Annotated in this window: 26 protein-coding genes and 1 pseudogene; 18 read left to right on the forward strand and 9 right to left on the reverse strand. The window is 66.6% G+C overall.

The window, feature by feature from the left end:
• The 5 genes and pseudogenes from IMW82_RS17590 to tpx all read left to right on the forward strand — a co-directional run.
• Positions 1–202, forward strand: a pseudogene (locus IMW82_RS17590) (cytochrome c); the annotation flags it as partial.
• Position 203: 1 nt separating this feature from the next.
• The gene (locus IMW82_RS17595) at positions 204–968 is read left to right on the forward strand and encodes a formylglycine-generating enzyme family protein (protein WP_108470402.1); all 765 of its coding nucleotides are present in this window, start codon (positions 204–206) and stop codon (positions 966–968) included.
• A gap of 8 nt (positions 969–976) precedes the next feature.
• A complete protein-coding gene (locus IMW82_RS17600; RefSeq protein ID WP_108470403.1) occupies positions 977–1,549 on the forward strand; it encodes an SCO family protein in 573 nt (190 codons plus the stop codon).
• Positions 1,550–1,636: 87 nt separating this feature from the next.
• On the forward strand, positions 1,637–2,074 hold the full coding sequence (locus IMW82_RS17605; RefSeq protein ID WP_108470404.1) for a hypothetical protein: 438 nt from the start codon (positions 1,637–1,639) through the stop codon (positions 2,072–2,074).
• Positions 2,075–2,100: 26 nt separating this feature from the next.
• Positions 2,101–2,601, forward strand: a complete 501-nt coding sequence (gene tpx, locus IMW82_RS17610; RefSeq protein WP_108470405.1) for a thiol peroxidase — start codon at positions 2,101–2,103, stop codon at positions 2,599–2,601.
• Between the two features lie 3 nt (positions 2,602–2,604).
• On the opposite strand, the gene IMW82_RS17615 is transcribed toward tpx, so the two are convergent.
• Positions 2,605–3,015 carry a group III truncated hemoglobin gene (locus tag IMW82_RS17615; RefSeq protein WP_108470512.1) on the reverse strand — a complete coding sequence of 137 codons (411 nt, stop codon included), beginning with the start codon at positions 3,013–3,015 and terminating at the stop codon, positions 2,605–2,607.
• Positions 3,016–3,114: 99 nt separating this feature from the next.
• The gene (gene azu, locus IMW82_RS17620) at positions 3,115–3,561 is read right to left on the reverse strand and encodes an azurin (RefSeq protein ID WP_108470406.1); all 447 of its coding nucleotides are present in this window, start codon (positions 3,559–3,561) and stop codon (positions 3,115–3,117) included.
• Between the two features lie 144 nt (positions 3,562–3,705).
• Between azu and fdxA the strand changes: the two genes are divergently transcribed.
• Positions 3,706–4,029, forward strand: a complete 324-nt coding sequence (fdxA, locus tag IMW82_RS17625; RefSeq protein WP_108470407.1) for a ferredoxin FdxA — start codon at positions 3,706–3,708, stop codon at positions 4,027–4,029.
• A gap of 138 nt (positions 4,030–4,167) precedes the next feature.
• Here fdxA and gap read toward each other — a convergent pair whose 3' ends face one another.
• Complete coding sequence (gap, locus tag IMW82_RS17630) at positions 4,168–5,169, reverse strand: type I glyceraldehyde-3-phosphate dehydrogenase (protein ID WP_108470408.1); 1,002 nt, start codon at positions 5,167–5,169, stop codon at positions 4,168–4,170.
• A gap of 165 nt (positions 5,170–5,334) precedes the next feature.
• Here gap and IMW82_RS17635 point away from each other — a divergent pair, with 165 nt between their 5' ends.
• From IMW82_RS17635 to IMW82_RS17655, 5 genes are all read left to right on the forward strand, one after another.
• Positions 5,335–6,153: a S1/P1 nuclease gene (locus IMW82_RS17635; protein ID WP_108470409.1), complete on the forward strand. Its 819-nt coding sequence runs from the start codon at positions 5,335–5,337 to the stop codon at positions 6,151–6,153.
• Between the two features lie 98 nt (positions 6,154–6,251).
• A complete protein-coding gene (pyk, locus tag IMW82_RS17640) occupies positions 6,252–7,727 on the forward strand; it encodes a pyruvate kinase (RefSeq protein WP_108470410.1) in 1,476 nt (491 codons plus the stop codon).
• A gap of 56 nt (positions 7,728–7,783) precedes the next feature.
• On the forward strand, positions 7,784–8,344 hold the full coding sequence (locus tag IMW82_RS17645) for a hypothetical protein (protein WP_108470411.1): 561 nt from the start codon (positions 7,784–7,786) through the stop codon (positions 8,342–8,344).
• 43 nt (positions 8,345–8,387) lie between these two features.
• Entirely contained in the window at positions 8,388–8,828 is a 441-nt protein-coding gene (locus IMW82_RS17650; RefSeq protein ID WP_108470412.1) for an energy transducer TonB, read from the forward strand.
• 159 nt (positions 8,829–8,987) lie between these two features.
• Complete coding sequence (locus IMW82_RS17655) at positions 8,988–9,992, forward strand: class I fructose-bisphosphate aldolase (RefSeq protein ID WP_108470413.1); 1,005 nt, start codon at positions 8,988–8,990, stop codon at positions 9,990–9,992.
• A 127-nt stretch (positions 9,993–10,119) separates the two neighbouring features.
• On the opposite strand, the gene IMW82_RS17660 is transcribed toward IMW82_RS17655, so the two are convergent.
• Together IMW82_RS17660 and IMW82_RS17665 are read right to left on the reverse strand one after the other, a co-directional pair.
• The gene (locus IMW82_RS17660) at positions 10,120–10,719 is read right to left on the reverse strand and encodes a porin family protein (RefSeq protein ID WP_108470414.1); all 600 of its coding nucleotides are present in this window, start codon (positions 10,717–10,719) and stop codon (positions 10,120–10,122) included.
• A 168-nt stretch (positions 10,720–10,887) separates the two neighbouring features.
• A complete protein-coding gene (locus IMW82_RS17665; RefSeq protein ID WP_211005516.1) occupies positions 10,888–11,541 on the reverse strand; it encodes an outer membrane beta-barrel protein in 654 nt (217 codons plus the stop codon).
• A 229-nt stretch (positions 11,542–11,770) separates the two neighbouring features.
• Between IMW82_RS17665 and tkt the strand changes: the two genes are divergently transcribed.
• Positions 11,771–13,780, forward strand: coding sequence for a transketolase (gene tkt, locus IMW82_RS17670; protein ID WP_211005517.1), 2,010 nt, complete (start codon positions 11,771–11,773; stop codon positions 13,778–13,780).
• 66 nt (positions 13,781–13,846) lie between these two features.
• On the opposite strand, the gene IMW82_RS17675 is transcribed toward tkt, so the two are convergent.
• Positions 13,847–14,485, reverse strand: coding sequence for an HAD hydrolase-like protein (locus tag IMW82_RS17675; RefSeq protein WP_211005518.1), 639 nt, complete (start codon positions 14,483–14,485; stop codon positions 13,847–13,849).
• Positions 14,485–15,669, reverse strand: coding sequence for a phosphoglycerate kinase (locus IMW82_RS17680; protein ID WP_211005519.1), 1,185 nt, complete (start codon positions 15,667–15,669; stop codon positions 14,485–14,487). Before IMW82_RS17680 ends, IMW82_RS17675 begins: the two co-directional genes overlap by 1 nt.
• Positions 15,670–15,839: 170 nt before the next feature.
• On the opposite strand from IMW82_RS17680, the gene maiA reads away from it, so the two are divergent.
• Entirely contained in the window at positions 15,840–16,502 is a 663-nt protein-coding gene (gene maiA / locus IMW82_RS17685; protein WP_211005520.1) for a maleylacetoacetate isomerase, read from the forward strand.
• Positions 16,503–16,582: 80 nt separating this feature from the next.
• On the opposite strand, the gene IMW82_RS17690 is transcribed toward maiA, so the two are convergent.
• Positions 16,583–17,695 carry a PilT/PilU family type 4a pilus ATPase gene (locus IMW82_RS17690; RefSeq protein ID WP_108470420.1) on the reverse strand — a complete coding sequence of 371 codons (1,113 nt, stop codon included), beginning with the start codon at positions 17,693–17,695 and terminating at the stop codon, positions 16,583–16,585.
• A gap of 84 nt (positions 17,696–17,779) precedes the next feature.
• Here IMW82_RS17690 and IMW82_RS17695 point away from each other — a divergent pair, with 84 nt between their 5' ends.
• The 5 genes from IMW82_RS17695 (at position 17,780) to glmS (ending at position 23,044) form a co-directional block, all read left to right on the forward strand.
• On the forward strand, positions 17,780–18,340 hold the full coding sequence (locus IMW82_RS17695) for a DUF4398 domain-containing protein (RefSeq protein WP_211005521.1): 561 nt from the start codon (positions 17,780–17,782) through the stop codon (positions 18,338–18,340).
• Positions 18,337–18,975, forward strand: a complete 639-nt coding sequence (locus IMW82_RS17700) for a hypothetical protein (protein ID WP_211005522.1) — start codon at positions 18,337–18,339, stop codon at positions 18,973–18,975. Before IMW82_RS17695 ends, IMW82_RS17700 begins: the two co-directional genes overlap by 4 nt.
• A gap of 352 nt (positions 18,976–19,327) precedes the next feature.
• Positions 19,328–19,555, forward strand: a complete 228-nt coding sequence (locus IMW82_RS17705) for a YdcH family protein (protein ID WP_108470423.1) — start codon at positions 19,328–19,330, stop codon at positions 19,553–19,555.
• 159 nt (positions 19,556–19,714) lie between these two features.
• Positions 19,715–21,085: a pyridoxal-phosphate dependent enzyme gene (locus tag IMW82_RS17710; protein ID WP_211005523.1), complete on the forward strand. Its 1,371-nt coding sequence runs from the start codon at positions 19,715–19,717 to the stop codon at positions 21,083–21,085.
• Positions 21,086–21,214: 129 nt separating this feature from the next.
• Complete coding sequence (glmS, locus tag IMW82_RS17715; protein WP_211005524.1) at positions 21,215–23,044, forward strand: glutamine--fructose-6-phosphate transaminase (isomerizing); 1,830 nt, start codon at positions 21,215–21,217, stop codon at positions 23,042–23,044.
• A gap of 94 nt (positions 23,045–23,138) precedes the next feature.
• Here glmS and IMW82_RS17720 read toward each other — a convergent pair whose 3' ends face one another.
• The gene (locus IMW82_RS17720) at positions 23,139–24,551 is read right to left on the reverse strand and encodes a mannose-1-phosphate guanylyltransferase/mannose-6-phosphate isomerase (RefSeq protein WP_211005525.1); all 1,413 of its coding nucleotides are present in this window, start codon (positions 24,549–24,551) and stop codon (positions 23,139–23,141) included.
• Positions 24,552–24,554: the final 3 nt, after the last annotated feature.

Below are 24,554 nucleotides of genomic sequence, written 5' to 3' on the forward strand. Positions count from 1 at the left end.
TGGCCTGACCGGCAAGGTCACGGTGAACGGCCACGAGTACGACTCGGTGATGCCGCCGATGGCGCAGCTGACCGACGACGAAGTGGCGAACATCCTGACCTACGTGTTGAACAGCTGGGGCAACCCGGGTGGCCAGATCAGCAAGGAAGAGGTGGCCAAGGCCAGGGCCGAGGCGGTACCGCCGCCGGCAGCGGGGCACTGACATGCATGCAAGACTGGCACTGGCCCTGCTCGGCCTGATGCTGGCACTGCCGGCAGTGGCGGCGGATTATGTCGCCCTGCCGGGAGGTACCTTCGCCAGCGTGTTGCCGGCCGATGGCAAGACGGCGCCGGCACAGATCGCGCCGTATCGCCTGCGCACCGAGCCGGTCACCAATGCCGAATTCCTGGCCTTCGTGAAGGCCCATCCCGAATGGCGTCGCGATCGTGTCGCCAGCATTCTTGCCGACCAGCGCTACCTCAGCCACTGGGCCGGTGCCGAGATGTTGGGCAGCGAGGTGCTGCCCAGGCAGCCGGTGACCCGGATCAGCTGGTTCGCCGCCCAGGCGTACTGCGAGAGCGAAGGCGCGCGCCTGCCCAGCTGGTACGAGTGGGAGTATGCGGCGGCGGCCGACGCCACCCGCCGCGACGCGCGCAGCGACCCGGCCTGGCGCGAGAACCTGCTGGCCTGGTACTCGCGCCCGTCCAATGCGCCGCTGCCGGCCATCGGCGGCGCACCCAACGCCTACGGCGTGCGCGACATCACGCAGCCGGTGTGGGAGTGGGTGGACGACTTCAACGCGCTGCTGGTGGCCAGCGACAGCCGCGATCAGAACGACCCCGACGTATTGAAGTTCTGCGGTGCTGGCGCGATCAGCCTGCAGGAGAAGGAGAACTACGCGGTACTCATGCGCGTCGCCATGCTGTCCGCGCTGAAGGCCGCCGACACCACCAACAACATGGGCTTCCGTTGCGCGAAGCCCCAGTGAGGTCATGCATGAAACGCCTGTTGCCCCTGCTCGCGATGCTCCTGCTGTTCGGTGGCGCGCGAGCGGCCACGCCGCTGCCCGGCGACTCCGTCTACAACCTGCCGCTGCAGCTGACCGATCAGGACGGCCACCGGCAGACGCTGGCCGAGCGGCGCGGCCGTCCGCAGCTGGTGACGATGTTCTACACCTCCTGCCAGATGGTCTGCCCGATGATCATCGACAGCCTGCGGCTTACCCGCAATGCGCTGGACCCGGCCACGCGCGCACGCATCGACCTGCTCGCGGTGAGCTTCGATCCGGCGCGCGACGACGTGGCCACGTTGAAGAGCTACGCGGAGAAGCGCAAGCTCGACCCGCGCATCTGGACCCTGGCGCGCGCCGAGCCGGCGCAGGTGCGCCAGCTGTCCGGCGTGCTCGGCCTGCAGTACCGGCAACTGCCCGACGGCGAGTTCAACCATTCGAGCGAACTGATCCTGCTTGATGCCGACGGCCGCATCGCCGCGCGTACCACGCGGATCGGCAAACTCGATCCCGGGTTCGTGGAAGCGATCCGCAAGGTGGTCGCGCAGCCGCACGGCTGAAGCCGGTGTCTCCCACAGCCTGATCCATGTCAGCGCGGCGGTGGCTGGCCGCGCGCAGACTTCCCGGAAAGCTTCGGGAGATGCAGCATGGTTGCCTGGTATCCGTGGATCGTGCTGGTGCATTTGGCATGCGCCATCGTGTTCGTCGGCGCGGTGGCGTTCGAGGTGCTGGTGGTCGAGTCACTGCATCGGCATTTCGACACGGCCACCATGCAGCGCATCGAACAGTCGATCATGGCGCGTGTGCGCCGGTTCATGCCGGTGATCGTGGTGCTGCTGTTCGCCAGCGGCTTCGTGCTGTTCGACATCCGTTGCGACGGCTTGTCCTGCGTGGGTAGCCGCTTCGGCAACTGGCTCTTGCTGAAGGTGTTGCTGGCGTTCGGCGTGCTGGGCGTGTTCGTCAACGCGATGTGGGCGATGCGCAGCGGCAAGATGGATGTCTGCCGGTTCCGGCACACCCATCGCGTGGTGCTGGGCCTGATGGTGGGCATCGTCTTCCTGGCCAAGACCATGTTCTACTTGTAGCCATCCATCCACACACGAGGTGCACGATGTCCCACGTCACATTCAAAGGCCAGCCGATCAGTGTCGACGGCCAGTTTCCCGCGGTCGGTTCGACCGCGCCGTCATTCAGCCTGGTCGGCGCCGACCTGTCCGATGTGGCGCTGTCCGGCTTCGCCGGCAAGCGCAAGGTGTTGAACATCTTCCCCAGCGTCGATACCGGCGTATGCGCCGCCTCGGTGCGCCGCTTCAACGAACTGGCCGGCAAGCTCGACAATACCGTGGTGCTGTGCATCTCGGCCGACCTGCCGTTCGCCCAGGCGCGCTTCTGCGGTGCCGAGGGACTGGAGCGGGTGACCAACCTGTCGCTGATGCGCGGGCGCCAGTTCCTCAACGACTACGGCGTGGCGATCGCCAGCGGTCCGCTGGCCGGGCTGGCCGCGCGTGCGGTGCTGGTGCTGGACGGCCACGACAAGGTGCTGCACGCCGAGCTGGTCAGCGAGATCGGTCACGAGCCGAACTACGACGCGGCGCTGAAGGCGCTGGGCTGAGGCCTATGGTTTGCCGACGCCCACGATCGGCACGCCGAACGGTTGCGCCTGCGGATGCAGGCCAAGGCCCAGCTTGAGGCTGCGGCCGATGCGTTCGGCGTATTCCAGCATCAGTGCGGCACTGGCCTCGTCCAGTTCCTCGAGGGTGGTTTCGCGCCACAGTGCGAGCCAGCGGTCGAAGTGCTCGGCGCGGATCGGATGCGGCCGGTGCGCGCCCATCGGATTGCCGCGGTAGCTGCCCGCGCGCAGTGCCACCGAGGCCCAGAACGAGGTCAGCAGGCGCTTGTGTTCGTCCCAGTCGTGCACGGCCGCGTTGAAGACCGGGCCGATCTGAGGATCGCGCCGCACCTTCTCGTAGAAATGGTCGACCAGCCTGGCGATGGCTGGTTCGTCCAGTGGCGACTGCGGGTTCATGCTGGACATGGTGGATCCGTGCGCGGAACGATGTAAGGGGCCGGCAACAAAAAAACGCACCCGGCCATGACGGCCGGATGCGTTGCTGGTCCGTGAAGCTTACTGGCCCAGGCTCAGCGTGCCCTTCATCAGCGCGGCGTGGCCGGGGAAGGTGCAGAAGTAGGCGTACTGCTCGCCGGCCTTGAGCTTGGCCACGTTGATCGTGGCCGTGTCGGACTCGCCGCCGCCGATCAGCTTGGTGTGCGCGATGATGCGCACGTCGCCCGGCTTCTCGTAGCTGTTGGCGGCGCCGGCCTTCATGCCGTCGGAAATCACGCCGGATTCGTCAGCGCTGTGCGCAAGCACCCAGTTGTGGCCCATCGCGGTGACCGGCAGTTTGCCGGTGTGCTTCAGGGTCACCTTGAAGGTCTTGCAGGTCTTCGGCACGGTGATGGTCTTGGTGTTGAACTGCATGGCGTCGCTGGCCTCGACGGTGGTCGCGCACTCGGCGGCCATCAACGGGGTGGAGAGCAGGCCGAGCAGGGCAATGGCAATCAGTTTACGCATGATGTATCGCTCCAAGAGAAAGTGGCAGGGTTCAAGTGAATTCTGCGATGGCAGCGCGCGGCGGGCACTGATCTGGGTCATTGCCGAGACAGCTGTCGTCGAGGAGACTCTAACCATCGCCGGCAGGTGCCGGAAGGAGGCATGATGACGCACGTCGTCACCGAGAACTGCATCAACTGCAAGCACACCGACTGCGTCGAGGTGTGCCCGGTCGACTGCTTCCACGCGGGGCCGAACTTCCTGGTGATCGACCCGGACGAATGCATCGACTGCACGTTGTGCGTGGAGGAGTGCCCGGTCGGCGCGATCTTCCCCGAACTCGACGTGCCGGCCGGCCAGGAAGTCTTCCTCTCGATCAACGCCGAGCTGGCCAGGGAGTGGCCGGTGCTGACCAGCAAGATCCCGTCGATGGAAGACGCCGACAAGTGGGACGGCGTACCGGACAAGCTGCCGCTGCTGAAGCGCTGACGTTCACCTGCAGGAGTCCGCATCAAGGGGGACAAAAAAGCCGGGCGATGCCCGGCTTTTTTGTTGGAAAAGTGCGGCCACCGATGGCCGCCCATTGGACTCTCGCGATCAGGAATGATCGCGAGGAGTGCTCCCGGCTTACTTCGCCACTACCCGCACCATTTCCAGGCACTTGTTCGAGTAGCCCCACTCGTTGTCGTACCAGCTGACCAGCTTGACGAAGCTGTCGTCCAGCGCGATGCCGGCGCCGGCGTCGAAGATCGAGGTGCGCGCGTCGCCGCGGAAGTCGGTGGCCACCACCTTGTCCTCGGTGTAGCCGAGGATGCCCTTCAGCGGGCCTTCGGACTGCGCCTTCATCTCGGCGCAGATCTCGGCGTAGCTGGCGTCCTTCTCCAGCTCCACGGTGAGGTCGACCACCGACACGTCCGAGGTCGGCACGCGGAAGCTCATGCCGGTGAGCTTCTTGTTGAGCTCGGGGATCACCACGCCGACGGCCTTGGCCGCGCCGGTGGACGAGGGAATGATGTTCTCCAGGATGCCGCGGCCGCCACGCCAGTCCTTGTTGCTCGGGCCGTCCACGGTCTTCTGCGTGGCGGTGGCGGCGTGCACGGTGGTCATCAGGCCGCGCTTGATACCCCACTTGTCGTTGAGCACCTTGGCCACCGGCGCCAGGCAGTTGGTGGTGCAGCTGGCGTTGGAGATGATCGCCTCGCCGGCGTATTTCCCGTCGTTGACGCCGTAGACGAACATCGGCGTGTCGTCCTTGGACGGCGCCGACAGGATCACCTTCTTCGCGCCCGCGTCCAGGTGCTTCTGCGCGCTGGCCTTGTCCAGGAACAGGCCGGTGGATTCGATCACCACGTCGGCGTTCACCTCGTTCCACTTCAGGTTGGCCGGGTCGCGCTCCTGGGTCAGGCGGATGCGCTTGCCATTGACCACCAGGTGGCCGCCATCGACCTTCACGTCACCCTCGAAGCGACCGTGCACGGAGTCGTGCTTCAGCATGTAGGCGAGGTAGTCCGGCTCCAGCAGGTCGTTGATCGCCACGATCTCGATGTCGTTGCCGAAGTTCTGTACGGCTGCGCGCAGCACGTTGCGACCGATGCGGCCAAAGCCGTTGATGCCGACCTTGATGGTCATGAGGTAATGTCCTCCTGAGGGCGATTGGGAATGTGTGATGGCGGATGGGCAGCCGCGGGTCGCGGCGCCGGTGTTTCAGCCGCGAAATCTTACAATGAAAGCGCCCGGATGGCCCGCGCCCGATCGCCGCTGTGGCAGACTGCCGCTTTTGCACCGGCAGCTGCCATGCCCGTTTCAAGCCGTTCACTGGTCTTCGCGGCCCTTATGTTCGCGGTCGCGCCGTCGGTGCAGGCCTGGGGGCCGCTCGGTCATCGTGTGGTCGCCGAACTGGCGCAACGGCACCTCGATCCGCTCGCCGAGGCCGCGCTGGAGCGCTTGCTGGCGCCGGAGCACACACGTTCGCTGGCCGACGTGGCCAACTGGGCCGACCAGATCCAGGATGACCCGGCGCAGGTGACGCTGTGGAAGCAGACGCGCAGCCAGCACTACGTCAACTTCCATGGTGGCAGCGCCTGCGACTACGTGCCGCCGCGCGACTGCCGTGACGACCGTTGCGTGGTGGCCGGGTTGCAGCATTACGTGGACGTGCTGGGCGACCGCAGCCAGCCGGACGCCGCCCGGCGCGAGGCGCTGAAGTTCGTGGTGCATTTCGTCGGCGACATCCACCAGCCGCTGCACGCCGGCTGCCGCGACGACAAGGGCGGCAACACGTACCAGGTGCAGTTCGACGGCAGGGGCAGCAACCTGCACAAAGTGTGGGATTCGGGCATGTTGTCCGGCCGCGGGCTCGACTGGCAGGCCTACGCGCAGCAGCTCGACGCGGCCATGCCGGTCAACCTGCCGGCGCCGATCGCGCCGCTGGACGATCCCTACGCGCAGTGGGCCGAGGAGTCCTGCCGGATCACCGCCGAGGCCGGCTTCTATCCGGACGGGCACAAGATCGATCCGGCCTACGTGGCGAGCTGGCGGCCGGTAGCCGAGCTGCGCCTGCGCCAGGCCGGCCGACGGCTGGCCGCGGTGCTCAACCTCGCCCTGGCGCGGTAGCATCGAAGAAAGCGGTGCCTGCGCGTCGGCGCATATCGGCGGTATGCATACGAATGCAGGGTAATGGCGCGCCGCGCAGCTTCTGCTAGCCTCGGCACATGAATGCGAACCCTCTGCTGCGCCGTACCAAGATCGTCGCCACCCTCGGCCCCGCCACCGACGTGCCGGGCATGCTCGAGAAGATCATCGCCGAAGGCGTCAACGTCGCCCGCCTGAACCTCTCGCACGGCCAGCCGGACGACCATCGCGCCCGCGCCAAGGCGGTGCGGGCAGCGTCGGTGGCTGCCGGGCGCGAGGTCGGCATCCTGGCCGACCTGCAGGGGCCGAAGATCCGCATCGAGACCTTCGCCGGCGGGCCGGTGGAACTCGCCGACGGCGCCTCGTTCGTGCTCGATTGCCGCCCCGACGCGCCGCCCGGCGATGCGACCCGCGTCGGCGTGAGCTACTACGGCCTGCCGCACGACGTGCATGCCGGCGACGTGCTGCTGCTGGACGACGGCCTGGTCGCGCTGACCGTGCAGGAGGTGGCCGGTGCCGAGGTGCGCTGCAAGGTGCTGGTCGGCGGCAAGCTGTCCAATCGCAAGGGGCTCAACCGGCAGGGCGGCGGACTGTCGGTGACCGCGCTGTCGGACAAGGACAAGGCCGACATCAAACTGGCCGCCGAGATCGGCGCGGATTTCCTCGCCGTCTCGTTCGTGCGTTCGGCCGAGGACATGCACCAGGCCCGCCGCCTGCTGCACGAGGCGGGCGGCAACGCGGCGCTGGTGGCGAAGATCGAGCGCGCCGACGCGATCCCGGTGCTGGGCGAGATCATCGACGCCTCCGACGTGGTGATGGTGGCGCGCGGCGACCTTGGTGTGGAGATCGGCGACGCTGAGCTGCCCGGCCTGCAGAAGAAGATCATCCGCGAGACGGTGCAGCGCAACCGCGCGGTGATCACCGCCACGCAGATGCTGCAGTCGATGGTGCGCTCGCCGATCCCGACCCGCGCCGAAGTGCTCGACGTGGCCAACGCGGTGATCGACGGCACCGACGCGGTGATGCTGTCGGAGGAGACCGCCGCCGGCGCGCACCCGGACAAGGCGGTGTCGGCGATGACGCGGATCTGCCTCGGTGCCGAGCGCCAGTTCGAGCCGAAGGAGGATCTGGCCAGCGTCAGCCACCAGATGAACCGCACCGACCAGGCGATCGCACTGGCCGCGATGGTGCTGGCCGGCCAGCTCGGCGTGCGGGCGATCGTGGCGCTGACCGAATCCGGCGCCACCGCCCAGTGGCTGTCGCGCTATCGCAGCGCAGTGCCGATCTACGGCATGTCGCCGTCCGCCGCCGCGCGCCGGCGCATGCTGGTGCTGCGCGACGTGCAGCCGGTGGAGTTCAACCATGGCGAGCGGCAGAGCATGGCCGCCTCCACCCGCGCCGCGGTGCAGCTGCTGTTCGAGAAGGGCAGGCTGGTCGAGGGCGACAGCGTGGTGATCACCTACGGCGACCGTGTCGGCCACGTCGGCGGCACCAACACGCTGAAGCTGCTCTCGGTCGGCCCCGATGGCATGGTCGAGAGTCTGCGCGATCTGTGATGTAGCGCGGGCTTGGGGCACCCTGAAGTTACGAAATCCGCCACAGGGGAAAAGGGATGAAGACCACGTTGTACACCGTGCTTTGCGTGGCGATTCGGCTGGGTGCGGTGTTGATGGCAGTAGGTGTATTCGAACGCCTTCCGGGCGTCTTCTTTTACAGCGGTGACTGGCATTACCCGCTACTGGCACTGCTCATGGAAACCTTCACCTTGCTGCTCGCGTTCGTACTGTGGATGCGTCCGAGTTTGTTGGCATGGTGGGCGTTGGGCGGCAAGCAGCAGGAAATCCTGGAAAGTCCGATCCATGCCGACCAACTGCACTACGTGGCGTTCTCTGTATTGGGCGCATGGCTGGCGATCAGCGGAGTGGCTGGCTGCTTCGGCCATGGCACGATGATTCTTCTGTTGCTGCACCAGGCGTCCTACGACGGTGCCGGGGAGACTGTGCCTGTCGCCGAGTGGCATTGGATGGTTCAGTATGGGGTAATGGTGGTGGCGGGGATTTTGCTGATGTTGGGTTCGCGTGGCCTGATCGCCCTGTTCCAACGTTTGCGGGGTTATCCACACTATATGGTTGCAAAAACTGACACTGACGCGGACACCCCACAGGACAGCTAAACTGTCTGCACGAGGGTTTCTTCGCCCCGCCCAGGAGATCGCCATGAAATCCATGTTTCGCCCGCTTCGCCAAGCTTTGTTGCTGGCATTGGCGCTGGGCTTCGTCGCGCCGGTGCTGGCGCAGGTGCGCCGGATCGACCAGCAGGACCTGTACCGCTACTGGATCCTGCTCAATACGCAGGTGAAGATGGATGTGCCCAACGGCGGGCTGAACCTGGACAAGCCCGGCTGCGCGGCAGTGACTTATACGATCGGTTCCGACGGTGTGCCGATGAACGTGCAGGTGGTCAAGGTGGCGCCGAAGAGTGATCTCGGTCCGGCGGCGCGCAGTGCGGTCGCCAATTTCCGTTATGGCCCGTCGCTGACCAATCGCATCGGCGAGCCGGTCGCCACCTACTACATCGTGCCGTTCAACGCGCCCCGGGATACGGCCCAGCGCCAGCAGTTGATGGACCAGTGCAAGCTGCCCGGCTACACCCCGTGAGTCGGTTCGCCTGAGCCAGCTGTAGTCCGGCCGCGCCGCGCCCTGGCGCTTGCGGCCGCCAATCTGGCCTATAATCGCCGTTTTGAACCGCGCCGCTTCGGCCCCGAGGCGGCTTCAACCATGTGCAGGCGGGCCACGCCCCGGCACCACGGAGTCGTCATGAGTATTGAAGATCTCGAAAGCATCGCCTTGGCGATGGTCGCGCCCGGCAAGGGCATCATCGCCATCGACGAGTCGACCAACACCATCAAGAAGCGTTTCGAGGCGGTCGGCATCGAGAACACCGAGGAAAACCGCCGCGCCTACCGAGAGCTGCTGCTGACCACGCCGGGCCTGAACGAGCACATCTCCGGCGCGATCCTGTACGACGAGACGATTCGCCAGTCGACCAAGGACGGCGTGCCGTTCACCGCGGTGATGAAGAAGCTCGGCATCATCCCCGGCATCAAGGTCGACAAGGGTCCGCAGCCGCTGGCCGGCTTCCCCGGCGACGTGGTCACCGAAGGCCTCGACGGCCTGCGCGAGCGCCTGCAGGAATACGCGAAGCTGGGTGCCCAGTTCGCCAAGTGGCGTGCAGTGATCAACATCTCCGAAGAGAACCCCAGCTCCACCGCGATCGAGGCGAACTGCCACGTGCTGGCCCGTTACGCCGCGCTGTGCCAGGAAGCCGGCCTGGTGCCGATGGTCGAGCCCGAAGTGATCATGGACGGCGACCACAGCATCGAGGTCAGCTACGAAGTGCACGAAGCGGTGCTGCGCAGCCTGTTCAACGCGTTGTACGAGCAGAACGTGATGCTGGAAGGCACCATCCTGAAGATCAGCATGGTCATCCCGGGCAAGGATTGCGACGAGCAGGTCGACGTCGAGGAAGTCGCCGAAGCCACCGTGCGCGTGCTGAAGTCCACCGTGCCGGCCTCGCTGCCGGGCATCGTGTTCCTCTCCGGCGGCCAGACCGACCAGCAGTCCACCGCGCATCTGAACGCGATGAACCAGATCGGCCCGCACCCGTGGCCGCTGTCGTTCTCCTACGGTCGCGCCATGCAGCAGGCGGCGCTGAAGCTGTGGGCCAAGGACATGAAGGCGAACTACGCCGAGGCGCAGAAGACCGTGCATGCGCGCGCGCGCGACAACGGCCTGGCCGCGCTGGGGCAATGGAACGGCTGAGGGTTTATTCCTGCGATCATCCATGATCGCGAGAATCAAACGGGCAGCCATCCCTGGTGGCACTGCTCAGAAAAGAAACGGGCACCGTGAGGTGCCCGTTTCGTTTTCCGTGTGATCGGTCAACCAATCAGAAGCGGTATTCCGCGCTGACCGAGACCATGTCGGTGCTCAGGTCGACGTTGCGCTTGCTCGCGTCGAAGTAGTCGTAGTTCAGGCCGACGCTGAGGTTGCTGGTGAGGTTGTAGCCCACCCCGGCACCGGCATACCAGCTGTTGGAACTCAGGCTCTTGTTGATCGGGTTGATGTCGTTGCTCAGACCGTGGCCGGTCCAGCTGTAGAGGCCGGCGCGGCCGCCGACGTACCAGTCCGGGCTGAGGTCGTAGCGGGCATTCGCACCGACGGTCCAGCCGTGCAGCTGGGATTTGCCCGGGGCGATCACTGGCTGGCTGTTGAAGACGTTCTTCGCATGGATGTTGCCCAGGTCGTTGTAACCCACCTCGGCGCCCAGCGCGAAGCTCGGCGCCAGCGACCAGCGATAGCCACCGTTGAGGGCATAGCCGGTGTCATGGCCGTCGTACGGCCCCTGGTTGATGGCGGTGCGGCCGATATTGCCGTTGATGAACCAGCCGTCACTTTGGGTCGGCGCGCTCTGCGCGAACACGGCGGGAACGGCCAGCAGGCCGGCGGTGGTGATGGCAAGGGCAAGCAGGGTCTTTTTCATGGTCATGGAGCTTCTCCAGTTGTTGTCATGGCAGTCGGCCCACAGGGGGAATGGCCGCTGCTGGTGGTGTGCTGCCAATGAGGCGGTGGCACCCGGGTACTTAGATGGGGTGGATGCCGGAAGATTCAATACCGGTTAGTTCAGTATTAAGCTTGAGTTAATTCGATACCGGCCTCAAAAGCGGTATTCCGCGGTCAGCGACGCCGTATCGGAACTCAACTTGATGTGGTCCTTGTTCGCACGGTAGTAGTCGTACGAAAGACCCAGCCCGAAGTGCTCGCTGAAGTCGTAGCCGGTACCCACGCCGGCGTACCAGTCGACCTGGTCCAGCTTGTGGCGGTTGATGTCCTGGTTGGCGTAGCCATGACCGCGCCAGCCGTACACGCCGGTGCGGCCCCTGACGTACAGGCCCTGCCAGACATTGATCTTGCCGTTGACGCCGGCGGTCCAGCCGCGCAGCGCGTTGCGGCGCTCGGTCAGGTTGACGTCGTTGCTGTTGAACGCATTCTTCAGCTTGAAGTTGCCCAGGTCGTTGTAGCCGAGCTCCACGCCCAGGCCCAGGTCCGGGCCGACCTTCCAGCGATAGCCGCCGTTGAGCGCGTAGGTGGTCGGATGGTCGGCGTATGGGCCCACGCGCATGTGCGCCTGGCCGACGCTGCCGTTGATGAACCAGTTGCCGCTGCCGATTGGCTGGGACGGCTGGAAATTGCCGCCGGCGGTGGCCGTGCTGTCCGTGGCGGTCGGGGCGACCTGGCTGTCCTGCGCGAAGGCCGGCAGGGTGCACAGGGCAGTGGAGGTGATGGCGAGTGCAAGAAGTGTCTTTTTCATGGTGAGTACTCCTCTTTTTTGGACCGGGCCGGCGGTCATGGGAAAGGACCCGCGCGGTCGGGCAGCGCCCGGGGATGGCGCTGCGGGGCGTAGTGATAATGGGGCGAGGCTGAAGCTCGCCGAACCGTATGGTGCGGGGTTAAGCGGTGATTAATTCCGCAGTCGTGGGCGACAGCGCCGGGCCGGATCGGCGACAATGGGCGCTTTTGCACCCCCCGGAGACTGCCCGATGACCACCCGCCGCGAACTCGCCAATGCCGTGCGAGCCCTTGCCATGGACGCCGTGGAAGCGGCCAAATCCGGTCATCCGGGCATGCCGATGGGCATGGCCGACCTCGCCGAGGTGCTGTGGAACGATTTCCTCCACTTCAATCCGGCCAATCCGAAGTGGTTCAACCGCGACCGCTTCGTGCTCTCCAACGGCCACGGCTCGATGCTGCAGTACGCGCTGCTGCACCTGACCGGCTTCGACCTGCCGATGGATCAGCTGAAGCGCTTCCGCCAGTTGCATTCGAAGACTGCCGGCCACCCGGAAGCCAGCGAAACGCCGGGAGTGGAAACCACCACCGGCCCGCTCGGCCAGGGCCTGGCCAACGCGGTGGGCTTTGCGCTGGCGGAGAAGGTGCTGGCGGCGCATTTCAACCGCCCCGGTCACGACGTGGTCGACCATCACACTTACGTCTTCCTCGGCGACGGTTGCCTGATGGAAGGCATCTCGCACGAAGTCGCCTCGCTGGCCGGTACCTGGCAGCTGGGCAAGCTGGTGGCGATCTACGACGACAACGGCATCTCGATCGACGGCGGAGTGCACGGCTGGTTCACCGACGACACACCGGCGCGCTTCGAGGCCTATGGCTGGAACGTGATCCGCGGCGTCGACGGGCATGACGCCGAGGCCATCAAGAAAGCGATCGCCAGCGCCACCGCGCAGCACGACAAGCCCACCCTGATCTGCGCCAAGACCATCATCGGTTTTGGCGCGCCGAACAAGCAGGGCAAGGAAGAAAGCCACGGCGCCGCGCTGGGCAAGGACGAGATCGCCGCTGCGCGCGAACAACTGGGCTGGAAGTACGCGCCGTTCGAGATCCCGGCCGACATTTATGCCGGCTGGGATCATCGCAAGGCGGGCAGCGAAGCCGAGCAGGTATGGAACGACGCCTTCGCGAAATACGCCGCCGCCCATCCGGAGCTGGCTGCTGAGTTCAGCCGCCGCATGAGCGGCGAGCTGCCGGCGGACTGGGCCGCGAAGTCGCAGGCGTATATCGCCAAGCTGCAGGCGGAAGGCCCGGAAGTGGCCTCGCGCAAGGCCTCGCAGATGACGCTGGACGCGTTCGGCCCGCTGCTGCCGGAGCTGATCGGCGGCTCGGCCGACCTGGCCGGCTCCAACCTCACCAAGTGGAAGGGCAGCCTCGACGCCGGCAACGGCGACAGCGCCGGCGGCAAGGGCAACTACGTCTACTACGGCGTGCGCGAGTTTGGCATGACCGCGATCGCGAATGGTCTTGCCCTGCACGGCGGCTTCATTCCGTATGACGCCACCTTCCTGGTGTTCTCCGACTACGCGCGCAACGCGGTGCGCATGAGCGCGCTGATCCCGGCCCACGCCATCCACGTCTACACGCACGACTCGATCGGCCTGGGCGAGGACGGCCCGACCCATCAGCCGGTCGAGCACATGGCCAGCCTGCGCTACATCCCGAACAACCAGCTGTGGCGTCCGTGCGATGCGGTGGAGTCGGCCGCGTCGTGGAAGGCGGCAATCGAGCGCAAGGGCGCGCCGTCGTGCCTGATCTTCTCGCGGCAGAATCTCAGGCATCAGCAGCGCAGCGCGCAGCAGGTGGCCGATATCCAGCGCGGCGGTTACGTGCTGTCTGATCCGCTGGACACGAAGTTCCAGGCGATCCTGATCGCCACCGGCTCGGAAGTGGAGCTGGCGATGGAAGCCTCGCGCGCGCTGGCCCAGCAGGGCGTGGCCGTGCGCGTGGTGTCGATGCCGTGCACCGAGGTGTTCGACGCGCAGCCGCTGGAATACCGCGAAGGCGTGCTGCCGCTCTGGTGCCGCGCCCGTGTGGCGGTGGAGGCGGCGACCGCCGACTTCTGGCGCAAGTACGTGGGCCTGGACGGCGAGGTGGTCGGCATGACCACGTTCGGCGCTTCCGCCCCCGCGCCGCAGCTGTTCGAGCATTTCGGTTTCACCGTGGCGCACGTGATCGATGCGGTGAAGCGCGTCGTGCGCTAGGCGCGAGTTCCTTCAGCCACAAAAAAAGCCGCGGCACGCCGCGGCTTTTTTTGTGCACCGGCAAGCTCAGGCGAACAGCAGCCGGGCCAGTTCGTCCGGCGTCGCCGCAACGGCATGGGCGCCGGCCTGCTCCAGTTCCGCGCGGCCGCCGAAACCCCACAGCACACCGAAGCCGCGCACCTGGTTGGCGACCGCGCCGTCGATGTCGAAGTGGCGGTCACCGATCATCACCGTGTCAGCCGGCTCGGCGTCGAAATCGGCCAGCGCGGCGGCGATCATGCTGGCTTTTTCGCTGTGCGCGCTGCCGGGATGCGGGCCGTACAGGCGTTCGAACATCGCCCCGAACGGCAGTTGCTCGACGATCGGTGCGGCGTGATGTTGCGGCTTGCCGGTGACCACGGCGAGCCGGTGACCGGCGCTGCGCAACTGCCCGATCAGTGCCTCGATACCCGGATAGACGGCGTGTTCGCGCCAGCCCAGCGTGTCGAAGCGCTCGTGGTAGTACGTCACCGCCGCCTCGATGCGCTCGGCGTCGTGGTCCAGCAGCGGCGCGAAGCTGTGCCGCAACGGCGGGCCGATCCAGCGGCGCAGTTCCTCGTGTGCGGGTACCGGCACGTCCAGCCGCGCCAGCGCATGTTTCACGCAGGCGGTGATGCCGTGTTCGGAATCGATCAGGGTGCCGTCGAGGTCGAACAGGCAGAGCATTACTTCGCGGCTCGTGCCTTCAGTGCGGTGACCGCCGGCAGTTCCTTGCCTTCGAGGAACTCCAGGAACGCGCCGCCGCCGGTGGAGATGTAGGAAACCTGGTCGGCGATGCCGTACTTGTCGACCGCGGCCAGGGTGTCGCCGCCACCGGCAATCGAGAACGCGTTCGATGCGGCAATCGCCCGTGCCAGCGTCTCGGTGCCCTTGCCGAACGCGTCGAACTCGAACACGCCGACCGGGCCGTTCCACACCACGGTGCCGGCCCTGGCGATCAGCGCGGCATACAGCGCGGCGGTCTGCGGGCCGATGTCGAGAATCATCTCGTCCGCGCCGACCTGGTCGACCGGCTTGATCGTGGCCGGGGCCTGCGCGGAAAATGCCGGCGCCACCACCACGTCGACCGGCATCGGCACCTCGGCGCCGCGGCGTTTGGCGTCGGCCAGCACCTTCTTCGCCGCGTCGAGCAGATCCATCTCCACCAGCGAGTTGCCGACCGAGTGGCCCATCGCGGCGATGAAGGTGTTGGCGATGCCGCCGCCCACGATCAGCTGGTCGACCTTGCCGATCAGGTTGTCCAGCAGGGTCAGCTTGGTCGACACCTTGGAGCCGGCCACGATCGCCAGCAGCGGGTGGGCCGGGTGTTCCAGCGCCTTGCCCAGTGCGTCCAGTTCGGCGCACAGCAGTGGGCCGGCGGCGGCGATCGGGGCGTACCTGATCACGCCGTGGGTGGAGGCTTGCGCACGGTGCGCGGTGCCGAACGCGTCCATCACGAAGATGTCGCACAGCGCCGCGTACTTCTTCGCCAGCGCCTCGTCGTCCTTGCCCTCGCCGACGTTCATGCGGCAATTTTCCAGCAGCACCACGTCGCCGGCCGCGACCTCCACGCCGTTGACCAGGTAGTCGGCTATCAGCCGTACCGGCTGGTCCAGCTGGCTGCTCAGCCACAGCGCCACCGGTGCCAGCGAGGACTCGGCATCGAACTGCCCTTCCTTGGGCCGGCCCAGGTGCGAGATCACCATCACCTTGGCGCCGGCGTCGCGGGCGGCGCGGATCGTCGGCAGCGCGGCGTCGAGGCGCTGGGTGGAGGTGATCCGGCCATGGTCGTCGATCGGCACGTTCAGGTCTTCGCGGATCAGCACGCGCTGGTCGCGCAAATCGAGGTCACTCATGCGGATGACTGACACGGCGGCACTCCGGTAATGGGTCGGGAACGCCCCGATGGGGCGGCAACCGCCTATTGTCCGGCCCGCCGGGTATCGATGCAAACGCCAGCGGCCATCGGCACGCGTTGCGGCGCGCCATGCGCCCGGTTCACACTGTGGCAAACTGCGGTATCCGTCAGGGGGGATGGCTCATGGCTGGCAGTCTGGTGCTCTATGGCTACTGGCGTTCCAGTGCCGCGTATCGCGTGCGTATCGCGCTGAATCTGAAGGGGCTCGAGTACGAGACGCGGCCGGTGCACCTGGTGCGCGACGGCGGCGAGCAGCATGCGGCCGATTACCGTGTGCTCAACCCGCAGGAAATGGTGCCCTGCCTGCTCGACGGCGACCGCGTGATCACCCAGTCGCTGGCGATCATGGAATACCTCGACGAGATGCACCCGGAGCTGGAAACGGCCCTGCTGCCGGTCGATGCGCGTGGCCGCGCGCAGGTGCGTTCGCTGGCGATGGCGGTGTGTTGCGACATCCACCCGCTGGGCAACCTGCGCGTGCTGCAGCAGCTGGAGGCGCAGTTCGGTGCCGACGAGGAGCAGCGTGCGGCGTGGTCGCGACACTGGATCGGCGTGGGCTTCCAGGCGATCGAGGCGATCCTGCACGACAGCGTGGCGACCGGCCGTTATTGCCACGGCGAGACGCCGGGCATGGCCGATGCATGCCTGGTCCCGCAGGTCTACAACGCGTTGCGCTGGAAGCTGCCGCTGGACGACTACCCGACCATCGCGCGCATCTATCACTCCTGCAAGGAGCTGGAAGCGTTCCAGCGCGCGGCGCCGGAAGCACAGCCGGATGCGCCTTGAGCGGGGAGTAGGGAATAGGGAAGGGTCAAGAGCGGGGCGCGCTGTTGCTGTTGCTGTTCTCCATTCCCGCTTCCCGCAACTCAGAAGCCCATGCCGTACGGATCGTTGCCGGCCAGTTCCGGGTTGTCGGAACCGCCTTCGGCGAGGCGGATCTTCAGCGCCAGGCCGTCGCGCGAATCGGACTTGTTGAGCGCCTCTTCCAGTTCCACGCGGCCTTCCTTGTAGAGCTTGTACAGCGACTGGTCGAAGGTCTGCATGCCTTCCTGCAGGCTGCGGTCCATCGCCTCCTTGATCTCGTGGATCTGGCCGCGGCGGATCATGTCGCGGATCAGCGGGGTGTTCAGCAGCACTTCGGCGGCCGGGATGCGGCGGCCGTCCTTGCCAAGCACCAGGCGCTGGCTGATCACTGCGCGCAGGTTCAGCGCCAGGTTCATCAGCACGTTCTTGTGCGCCGACTCGGGGAAGAAGTTGAGGATGCGCTCCAGCGTCTGGTCGGCGTTGTTGGAGTGCAGCGTGGCCAGGCACAGGTGGCCGGTCTCGGAGAAGGCAATGGCCGCCTCCATCGTGTCGGTGTCGCGGATCTCGCCGATCATGATCACGTCCGGCGCCTCGCGCATCGCGTTCTTCAGCGCCTCGTGGTAGCTGTGCGTGTCCAGCCCCACCTCGCGCTGGTTGACGATCGACTTCTTGTGCCGGTGCAGGTATTCGATCGGATCCTCGATGGTGAGGATGTGGCCGGCCGAGTTGGTGTTGCGCTGGTCGAGCATCGCCGCCAGCGTGGTCGACTTGCCCGAGCCGGTGGCGCCGACCACCAGGATCAGCCCGCGCGGCTCCATGATCAGGTCGCGGAAGATGCCGGGCAGCTGCAGCTGGTCGATGCTGGGGATCTCGCTCTTGATCGCGCGGATCACCATGCCCACTTCGCCGCGCTGCTTGAACACGTTGATGCGGAAACGGCCGGCCTCCTTCACCGCCAGCGCCATGTTCAGCTCCAGGTCGCGCTCGAACTGCGGCACCTGGCCCTCGTCCATCAGCGAATAGGCGATCTTCTTGACCATGCCGCCGGGCAGGCCGGTATTGCCCAGCGGATACAGCTTGCCCTCGACCTTGATATTCACCGGGGCGCCGGTGGACAGGAACATGTCCGACGCGCCCTTGTCTACCATGAGCTTGAGGAAGTAGCCGATATCCACGAAAGTCCCCTGTTTGCGAAATGCGCGTTGCAATGATGGATTATGCCTGCCCACAATACGCTGCGACACACCATGAGGATTGTGATGTACATCTTTTCCCCGCCGGCCGGATCCCCGCGCCGTATCCGCACGGCCCTGGCCTTCCTGGTACTGGCCCTGGCGCTGACCGGCTGCGCCTCGGTGCCGCCGCCGAATGACTCGATGAACATGGCGCAGACCCAGCTGCAGATGGCCCGCGATGCGGGGGCGGCGGATTATGCGCCGGTCGACCTGGGCTTCGCGCAGGACAAGTTCCAGCTGGCGCAGGCGGCCATGGCCGAGCGCAAGTACGCCGACGCGGCGAGTCTGGCCGAGGAGTCGCGGGCCGACGCCGAGCTGGCCCAGGCCAAGGCCCGGCTGGGCGCGGCGCGGGCGCAGATCCAGAGCAAGGTGCAGGAAAACACCCGCCTGCGGCAACAGGGCGAACAGGCCGCGGCCGCCGCCCAGGCGCCGCCGTCACCACCGCCACCGTCCAGCGTCGCGCCGCCCGCGGACATGCCGGCGCCGTCGTCGTCGGTCCTGTCCGCGCCGCCGGCTGACGGTTTCCAGACCGTGCCCGACACCGTCCAGCAACCCGCCGCGAACTCCCATGGAGGTCAGCCATGAAGCGCTCCACTGCCATCCTTGCCGCGGTCGCCCTGGCGCTGGCCACCCTGGGGTCGGCGCACGCCCGGCAGGACGACATCGACATCAGCCGGCTGACCGGCAGCCTCGACCAGCTCGCCAACGATCCCGGCATGGGCAGCTACGCGCAGGCCGAACAGGCGCGTGCCCGCGACGCGATCAACCGGCTGGCCCAGGCCAGCTCGCGCGAGCGGCCGCACGCGTTGTACCTGGCCGAGCGCCGGGTCGATCTGGCCAAGACTGCCGCGCAACTGCAGGACGCCCAGCTCAAGCTGACCCAGCTCGACCGCGAGCACGACCAGATCCTGCTCGACAACAGCCGGCGCGATGCGGAACTGGCGCGGCGCGAACTGGAGCGCCAGCGCCTGCAGTACCAGCTGGCGCAGGAAGAGGCCGCCCGGTTGCAGGCACAGGGACAGGAATACTCGCAGGCGGCCGACCAGGCGCGTGCCGAAGCCGAGCGGGCGAAAAAGCTGGCGGCGGCGCAGAGCAAGGTGGCCAGGGCCGCCAAGCGCCAGGCCGAGCTGGCGGCCCAGGCGGCCAAGGCGATGCGTTCGCAGATGGAAGCCGACAAGCCCGCCGAGGCGGGCCCGGACACGTCGAAACAGCATCCCTGAGACGCTCCCGGCAGGACGCAACTGCGCCCTGCCGCGGCCTCGGGGCGGGATTACCGGGGCTTCGGTCAGTCAATTGTAAAATACTGTTCTGACAGCTTTTTCACGTGAATTTCCGGGTTTCGTGAAGAGTCTTCCGAAAGGCTTGCAGCTCCTCTGGCGGCGGAGTAGGGTCGAAGTCCCACGAGGCATCCAGGCCTTGTGGGTCACTGACTCGAACCATGCGCTTATCCCACGTTTTCATGCTTCCCCTGCGTCCCGGTCATCCGGCGTGGGTGGCGGGGTGCGCGCATGCGTTCATCGTCTGCGGATGCTCCTGTCGCATCCGCACGTCAACTCGCGAGGAGGTCGGATCATGTTTGAAAACCAGCAGCGTGATGATGTCGAGGCATTGATGAAGGCCGACGCCGAATTCCGGCGGCTCTACCAGCATCATCGGGAACTCGACAGCAAGGTGCACGACGCCGATATCGGCGTGCTGCCCATCGACGATGTCACCCTCGCCAGCATGAAGAAGGAGAAACTGCTGGCCAAGGCGCGGCTCGAGCGCATGTGGGTGGATCGGGCGCACCTCATCCACTGACCCTGCTGCTTCACGCGAACGCGGCCCCGGGCTCTTCCCTGCCTATCGGGAAGGGTGCCGGGGCCGCCGCGTTTGCGGCGTGCGGCCGGGTCGAGCGGTTATCATGGCGATCCTGCAGCGGCGGTATCGCCCGCGGCTGCGCCCAGCGACGGAGCCCCCATGACGGTCCACCAGAGTGTCCTCGAACTGATCGGACGTACCCCGATGGTGCGCGCGCAGCGCCTGGACACCGGGCCGTGCTCGCTGTTCCTCAAGCTGGAGAGCACCAACCCCGGCGGCTCGATCAAGGACCGCATTGGCCTGTCGATGATCGAGGGCGCCGAGAAGGACGGCCGCATCCGCCCGGGCGACATCCTGGTCGAGGGCACTGCCGGCAACACCGGCCTGGGCTTGGCGCTGGTCGCGCAGCAGAAAGGTTACCGGCTGATCTTGGTGGTGCCGGACAAGATGAGCCGCGAGAAGATCTTCAACCTGAAGGCGATGGGCGCCGAGGTGGTGCTGACCCGCTCCGACGTGGCCAAGGGCCACCCGGAGTACTACCAGGACATGGCCGAGCGGATCGCCCGCGAAACACCCGGCGCCTACTTCATCAACCAGTTCGGCAACCCCGACAACCCGGCCGCGCACATCGCCAGCACCGGGCCGGAGATCCTCGAGCAGATGGACGGCCAGGTCGACGCGGTGGTGGTGGGCTGCGGCTCGTCCGGCACGCTGAGCGGGCTGTCGAAGTTCTTCGCCGACCACTCGCCGCAGACGGAATTCGTGCTGGCCGATCCGGTCGGCTCGATCCTGGCGCAGTACATCAACGAGGGCACGCTCTCGACCAAGTCCGCCAGCTGGATGGTCGAGGGCATCGGCGAGGATTTCCTGCCCTCGATCAGCGACTTCACCCGGGTCAAGAAGGCCTACGCGATCCCCGACAAGGAAAGCTTCCTCACCGCGCGCGAACTGCTGGCGAAGGAAGGCGTACTCGGTGGCTCGTCCACCGGCACGCTGGTGGCCGCGGCGTTGCGCTACTGCCGCGAGCAGACCACGCCGAAGCGCGTGGTGACCCTGGTCTGCGACACCGGCAACAAGTACCTGTCCAAGCTGTACAACGACTACTGGATGCTCGACAACGGTTTCATCGAACGCGAGCAGCACGGCGACCTGCGCGACCTGCTGCTGCGCCCGTTCGCTCAGCGCGACACCGTGGTGGTCGGCCCGAACGAGCTGCTGATCACCGCCTACAACCGCATGAAGCTGTACGACGTGTCGCAGCTGCCGGTGATGGACGGGCGCAAGCTGGTCGGCATCGTCGACGAGTCCGACGTGCTGATCCACGTGCATGCCGACGGCGCGCGCTTCCGTGACCCGGTGTCGACCGCGATGATGACCAACCTGCAGAAGCTCGACGTGCGTTCGCCGGTCGAGTCGCTGCTGCCGGTGTTCGAGCGCGGCCACGTGGCCATCGTGGTCGACGGCGAGGACTTCCTCGGCCTGATCACCCGCATCGACCTGCTGAACTGGCTGCGCCGCAAGGTGGATTGAACGCCCCGCTGCCATGCGTGCCGAGGTGACGGTTGGCATGCGAAAGGTTGCGTTAATGCAGTCCTGCCAGAATCACCAGCCCATGGCAGAGCCCGGAGGCTCCGCCACCCATCAAAGGAAGCTGCCCCGATGTGCGGAATCGTTGCTGCCGTTGCCCAGCGTGATGTCGCGCCGCTGTTGATTGCGGGTCTGAAGGCGCTTGAATATCGGGGTTATGACTCCTCCGGCGTAGCCATCCTCGACCACGGCGTGATCCAGCGCGTGCGTGCCAAGGGCAAGGTGCGCGAGATGGAGGCGCTGTACCTGGCCGATCCGCTGCCCGGTGGCACCGGCATCGCGCATACCCGCTGGGCCACCCACGGCGTGCCGAGCGAGGCGAACGCGCATCCGCACATCGCCGGCCGGGTGGCGATCGTGCACAACGGCATCATCGAGAACCATGCCAGCCTGCGCGCCGAACTGCAGGCGAGCGGCCACGTGTTCACCTCGGAAACCGATACCGAAGTGATGGCCGTGCTGATCGACCGGCATATCAGCCAGGGCATGCGGCTGCGCGAGGCGGTGCTGACCACCGTGCGCGAACTGGAAGGCGCTTACGCGATCGCCGTGGTCAGCCGCGACGAACCCGACCGCGTGGTCGGTGCCCGTCGTGGCGCGCCGTTGCTGGTCGGCCTCGGCATCGGCGAAAACTTCCTCGGCTCCGACGCGCAGGCGCTGATCCAGGTGACCAACCGGATGCTGCATCTGGACGAGGACGACGTGGTCGAGATCACCCGCGACAGCGTGCAGGTGTTCAGCCTCGATGGCGCACCGGTCGAGCGCACCGTGTACGAGAGCGAGCTGTCCACCGACGCGGTCGAGCGTGGCGAGTACCGCCACTACATGCAGAAGGAGATCTTCGAGCAACCGCGCGCGGTTGCCGACACGCTGGAAGCGCGCATCGGCCCGCATGGCGTGCTGCCGAACATCTTCGGCATCGACAGCGGGGCGTTGTTGCAGGCCACCCGCGGGCTGCACATCGTCGCCTGCGGCACCAGCTATCACGCCGGCCTGGTCGCCAAATACTGGATCGAGGAATTCGCGCGGTTGCCGGTCAGCGTGGAAGTGGCCAGCGAATACCGCTACCGCGAGACGGTGGTGCCGGCCGACACATTGTTCGTGGCCATCTCGCAGTCCGGCGAAACCGCCGACACGCTGGCCGCGATGCGCGAATCGCGCCGCCGCGGCTACCTCGGCACGCTGGTCATCTGCAATTCGCCGGAATCGTCGCTGGTGCGCGAAGCCGACCTGAAGCTGATGACCCGCGCCGGCCCCGAGATCGGCGTGGCCTCGACCAAGGCCTTCACCACCCAGCTCGCCGGGCTCGCCCTGCTGACGCTGGAACTGGCCCGCCGCCACGGCCTCGACGACGATCGTTACGCGGCGCTGTGCGCCGAGCTGCAGCACCTGCCGCGCGCGATCGAGGAGGCGCTGCAGATGGAGCCGGCGATCATCGAGCTGGCCGGCGACTTCATCCATCGCCAGCACGCGTTGTTCCTCGGCCGCGGCGTGCAGTATCCGGTGGCGCTGGAAGGCGCACTGAAGCTCAAGGAAATCTCCTACATCCACGCCGAGGCCTATCCGGCCGGCGAACTCAAGCACGGCCCGCTGGCACTGGTCGACGAGAACATGCCGGTGATTGCAGTGGCGCCGAACGGCCCACTGCTGGACAAGCTGAAGTCCAACCTGCAGGAAGTGCGCGCCCGTGGCGGCCGGCTGATCGTGTTCGCCGATGGCGGCGCCGGCATGGACGACATGGCCAGCCACGGCAGGATGCTGCGCATGGCCTCAGGCGGCAGCTTCATCGCCCCGGCCGTGTTCACCATACCGTTGCAACTGCTCGCCTACCACGTCGCCGTGCTGCGCGGCACCGACGTCGACCAGCCGCGCAACCTGGCCAAGTCGGTCACCGTGGAATGACGTGCGGGAGCACCCGCTGTGCGCGATGCTCTTCGTCCCGTGACGAGAAGCCGCGCACAGGGAGTGCTCCTGCGATTTCAGGCGCAGCGGGTCGTCAGGCGCGGCCGTAGACGTCGTCGTAGCGGACGATGTCGTCTTCGCCGAGATAACTGCCGGACTGCACTTCAATCAGTTCCAGCGCGACCTTGCCGGGGTTGCGCAGGCGGTGCTTGCTGCCCAGCGGGATGTAGGTGCTCTGGTTCTCGCCGAGCAGGAACACCTTGTCGTCGCAGGTGACCTCGGCGGTGCCGGAGACCACGATCCAGTGTTCGGCGCGATGGTGGTGCTTCTGCAGGCTCAGGCTGGCGCCGGGTTTGACCACGATGCGCTTGACCTGGAACCGCTGGCCTTCCTCCAGCGAGTCATAGCTGCCCCACGGCCGGTACACCACGCGGTGCAGCGAGTGCTCGCTGCGGCCAGCGGCCTTCAGTTGCTCGACGATCTTTTTCACGTCCTGCGCGGCGTCGCGGTGCACCACCAGGGTGGCGTCCGGCGTGGTCACCACGATCAGGTCGTCGACGCCGACGGTGGCGAGCAGGTGGCGATCGTGCGAACGCAGCAGTGAGTTGCGCGTGTCCACCGCCATGGTGTCGCCTTCGCGCAGGTTGCCGTCGGCGTCCTTGTCACCGGTCAGCCACAGCGCCGACCACGAGCCGATGTCGCTCCACGCGCAGCTGACCGGGATCACCGCGGCACGCCGGGTCTTCTCCATCACCGCGTAGTCGATCGACTTGTCCGGCACCTGAGCGAATGCGTCGCGGTCGATGCGCACGAAGTCGAGGTCGGCGGTGGCTTTCGCGTGCGCCTCGCGCACCGCGGCCAGCATCGCCGGTGCGTGCACGGCCAGTTCTTCCAGGTAGCGCGAAGCCTTGAACAGGAACATGCCGGAGTTCCAGTCGTAGCCGCCATCGGTGAGGTACGACTCGGCGGTGGTCAGGTCGGGCTTCTCGACGAACTGCTCCACGCGAAAACCGTGACCGTCGATCGCTTCGGCGCGGCGGATGTAGCCGAAGCCGGTTTCCGGGCGATCCGGACGGATGCCGAAGGTCACCAGCCAACCCTGCGCGGCCAGCGGCATGGCCTGCCTTACGCCCTCGACGAAGGCGGCGGTGTCACCGATCAGGTGGTCGGCCGGCAGCACCAGCAGCGTGGCATCGACGTCGCGCTGCAACGCCTGCAGCGCGCCCAGCGCGATCGCCGGCGCGGTATTGCGCGCCAGCGGTTCCAGCACGATGGTGGCGTCTTCGATGCCCGCTTCCAGCAACTGGTCGGCGGCAAGGAAACGATGATCTTCACTCGCGACCACGATCGGCGCGGCGACCTGCGGCAGTTGCCGGGTGCGCGCGATGGTCTGCTGGAACAGCGTGCCCTTGCCGGCCAGTGCCAGGAATTGCTTGGGCAGGTTCTTGCGCGAGACCGGCCACAGCCGGGTACCGCTGCCGCTACTGAGGATGAGGGGAATCAACATGAC

The sequence above is a fragment of the Rhodanobacter sp. B2A1Ga4 genome (assembly GCF_018101315.1).
Taxonomy (GTDB): Bacteria; Pseudomonadota; Gammaproteobacteria; order Xanthomonadales; family Rhodanobacteraceae; genus Rhodanobacter; species Rhodanobacter thiooxydans_A.

Coding starts and splice junctions, on each gene's coding strand:
- IMW82_RS17595 (WP_108470402.1), top strand. CDS start 204: ATGCATGCAAGACTGGCACTGGCCCTGCTCGGCCTGATGCTGGCACTG.
- IMW82_RS17600 (WP_108470403.1), top strand. CDS start 977: ATGAAACGCCTGTTGCCCCTGCTCGCGATGCTCCTGCTGTTCGGTGGC.
- IMW82_RS17605 (WP_108470404.1), top strand. CDS start 1,637: ATGGTTGCCTGGTATCCGTGGATCGTGCTGGTGCATTTGGCATGCGCC.
- tpx (WP_108470405.1), top strand. CDS start 2,101: ATGTCCCACGTCACATTCAAAGGCCAGCCGATCAGTGTCGACGGCCAG.
- IMW82_RS17615 (WP_108470512.1), bottom strand. CDS start 3,015: ATGAACCCGCAGTCGCCACTGGACGAACCAGCCATCGCCAGGCTGGTC.
- azu (WP_108470406.1), bottom strand. CDS start 3,561: ATGCGTAAACTGATTGCCATTGCCCTGCTCGGCCTGCTCTCCACCCCG.
- fdxA (WP_108470407.1), top strand. CDS start 3,706: ATGACGCACGTCGTCACCGAGAACTGCATCAACTGCAAGCACACCGAC.
- gap (WP_108470408.1), bottom strand. CDS start 5,169: ATGACCATCAAGGTCGGCATCAACGGCTTTGGCCGCATCGGTCGCAAC.
- IMW82_RS17635 (WP_108470409.1), top strand. CDS start 5,335: ATGCCCGTTTCAAGCCGTTCACTGGTCTTCGCGGCCCTTATGTTCGCG.
- pyk (WP_108470410.1), top strand. CDS start 6,252: ATGAATGCGAACCCTCTGCTGCGCCGTACCAAGATCGTCGCCACCCTC.
- IMW82_RS17645 (WP_108470411.1), top strand. CDS start 7,784: ATGAAGACCACGTTGTACACCGTGCTTTGCGTGGCGATTCGGCTGGGT.
- IMW82_RS17650 (WP_108470412.1), top strand. CDS start 8,388: ATGAAATCCATGTTTCGCCCGCTTCGCCAAGCTTTGTTGCTGGCATTG.
- IMW82_RS17655 (WP_108470413.1), top strand. CDS start 8,988: ATGAGTATTGAAGATCTCGAAAGCATCGCCTTGGCGATGGTCGCGCCC.
- IMW82_RS17660 (WP_108470414.1), bottom strand. CDS start 10,719: ATGACCATGAAAAAGACCCTGCTTGCCCTTGCCATCACCACCGCCGGC.
- IMW82_RS17665 (WP_211005516.1), bottom strand. CDS start 11,541: ATGAAAAAGACACTTCTTGCACTCGCCATCACCTCCACTGCCCTGTGC.
- tkt (WP_211005517.1), top strand. CDS start 11,771: ATGACCACCCGCCGCGAACTCGCCAATGCCGTGCGAGCCCTTGCCATG.
- IMW82_RS17675 (WP_211005518.1), bottom strand. CDS start 14,485: ATGCTCTGCCTGTTCGACCTCGACGGCACCCTGATCGATTCCGAACAC.
- maiA (WP_211005520.1), top strand. CDS start 15,840: ATGGCTGGCAGTCTGGTGCTCTATGGCTACTGGCGTTCCAGTGCCGCG.
- IMW82_RS17695 (WP_211005521.1), top strand. CDS start 17,780: ATGTACATCTTTTCCCCGCCGGCCGGATCCCCGCGCCGTATCCGCACG.
- IMW82_RS17700 (WP_211005522.1), top strand. CDS start 18,337: ATGAAGCGCTCCACTGCCATCCTTGCCGCGGTCGCCCTGGCGCTGGCC.
- IMW82_RS17705 (WP_108470423.1), top strand. CDS start 19,328: ATGTTTGAAAACCAGCAGCGTGATGATGTCGAGGCATTGATGAAGGCC.
- IMW82_RS17710 (WP_211005523.1), top strand. CDS start 19,715: ATGACGGTCCACCAGAGTGTCCTCGAACTGATCGGACGTACCCCGATG.
- glmS (WP_211005524.1), top strand. CDS start 21,215: ATGTGCGGAATCGTTGCTGCCGTTGCCCAGCGTGATGTCGCGCCGCTG.
- IMW82_RS17720 (WP_211005525.1), bottom strand. CDS start 24,551: ATGTTGATTCCCCTCATCCTCAGTAGCGGCAGCGGTACCCGGCTGTGG.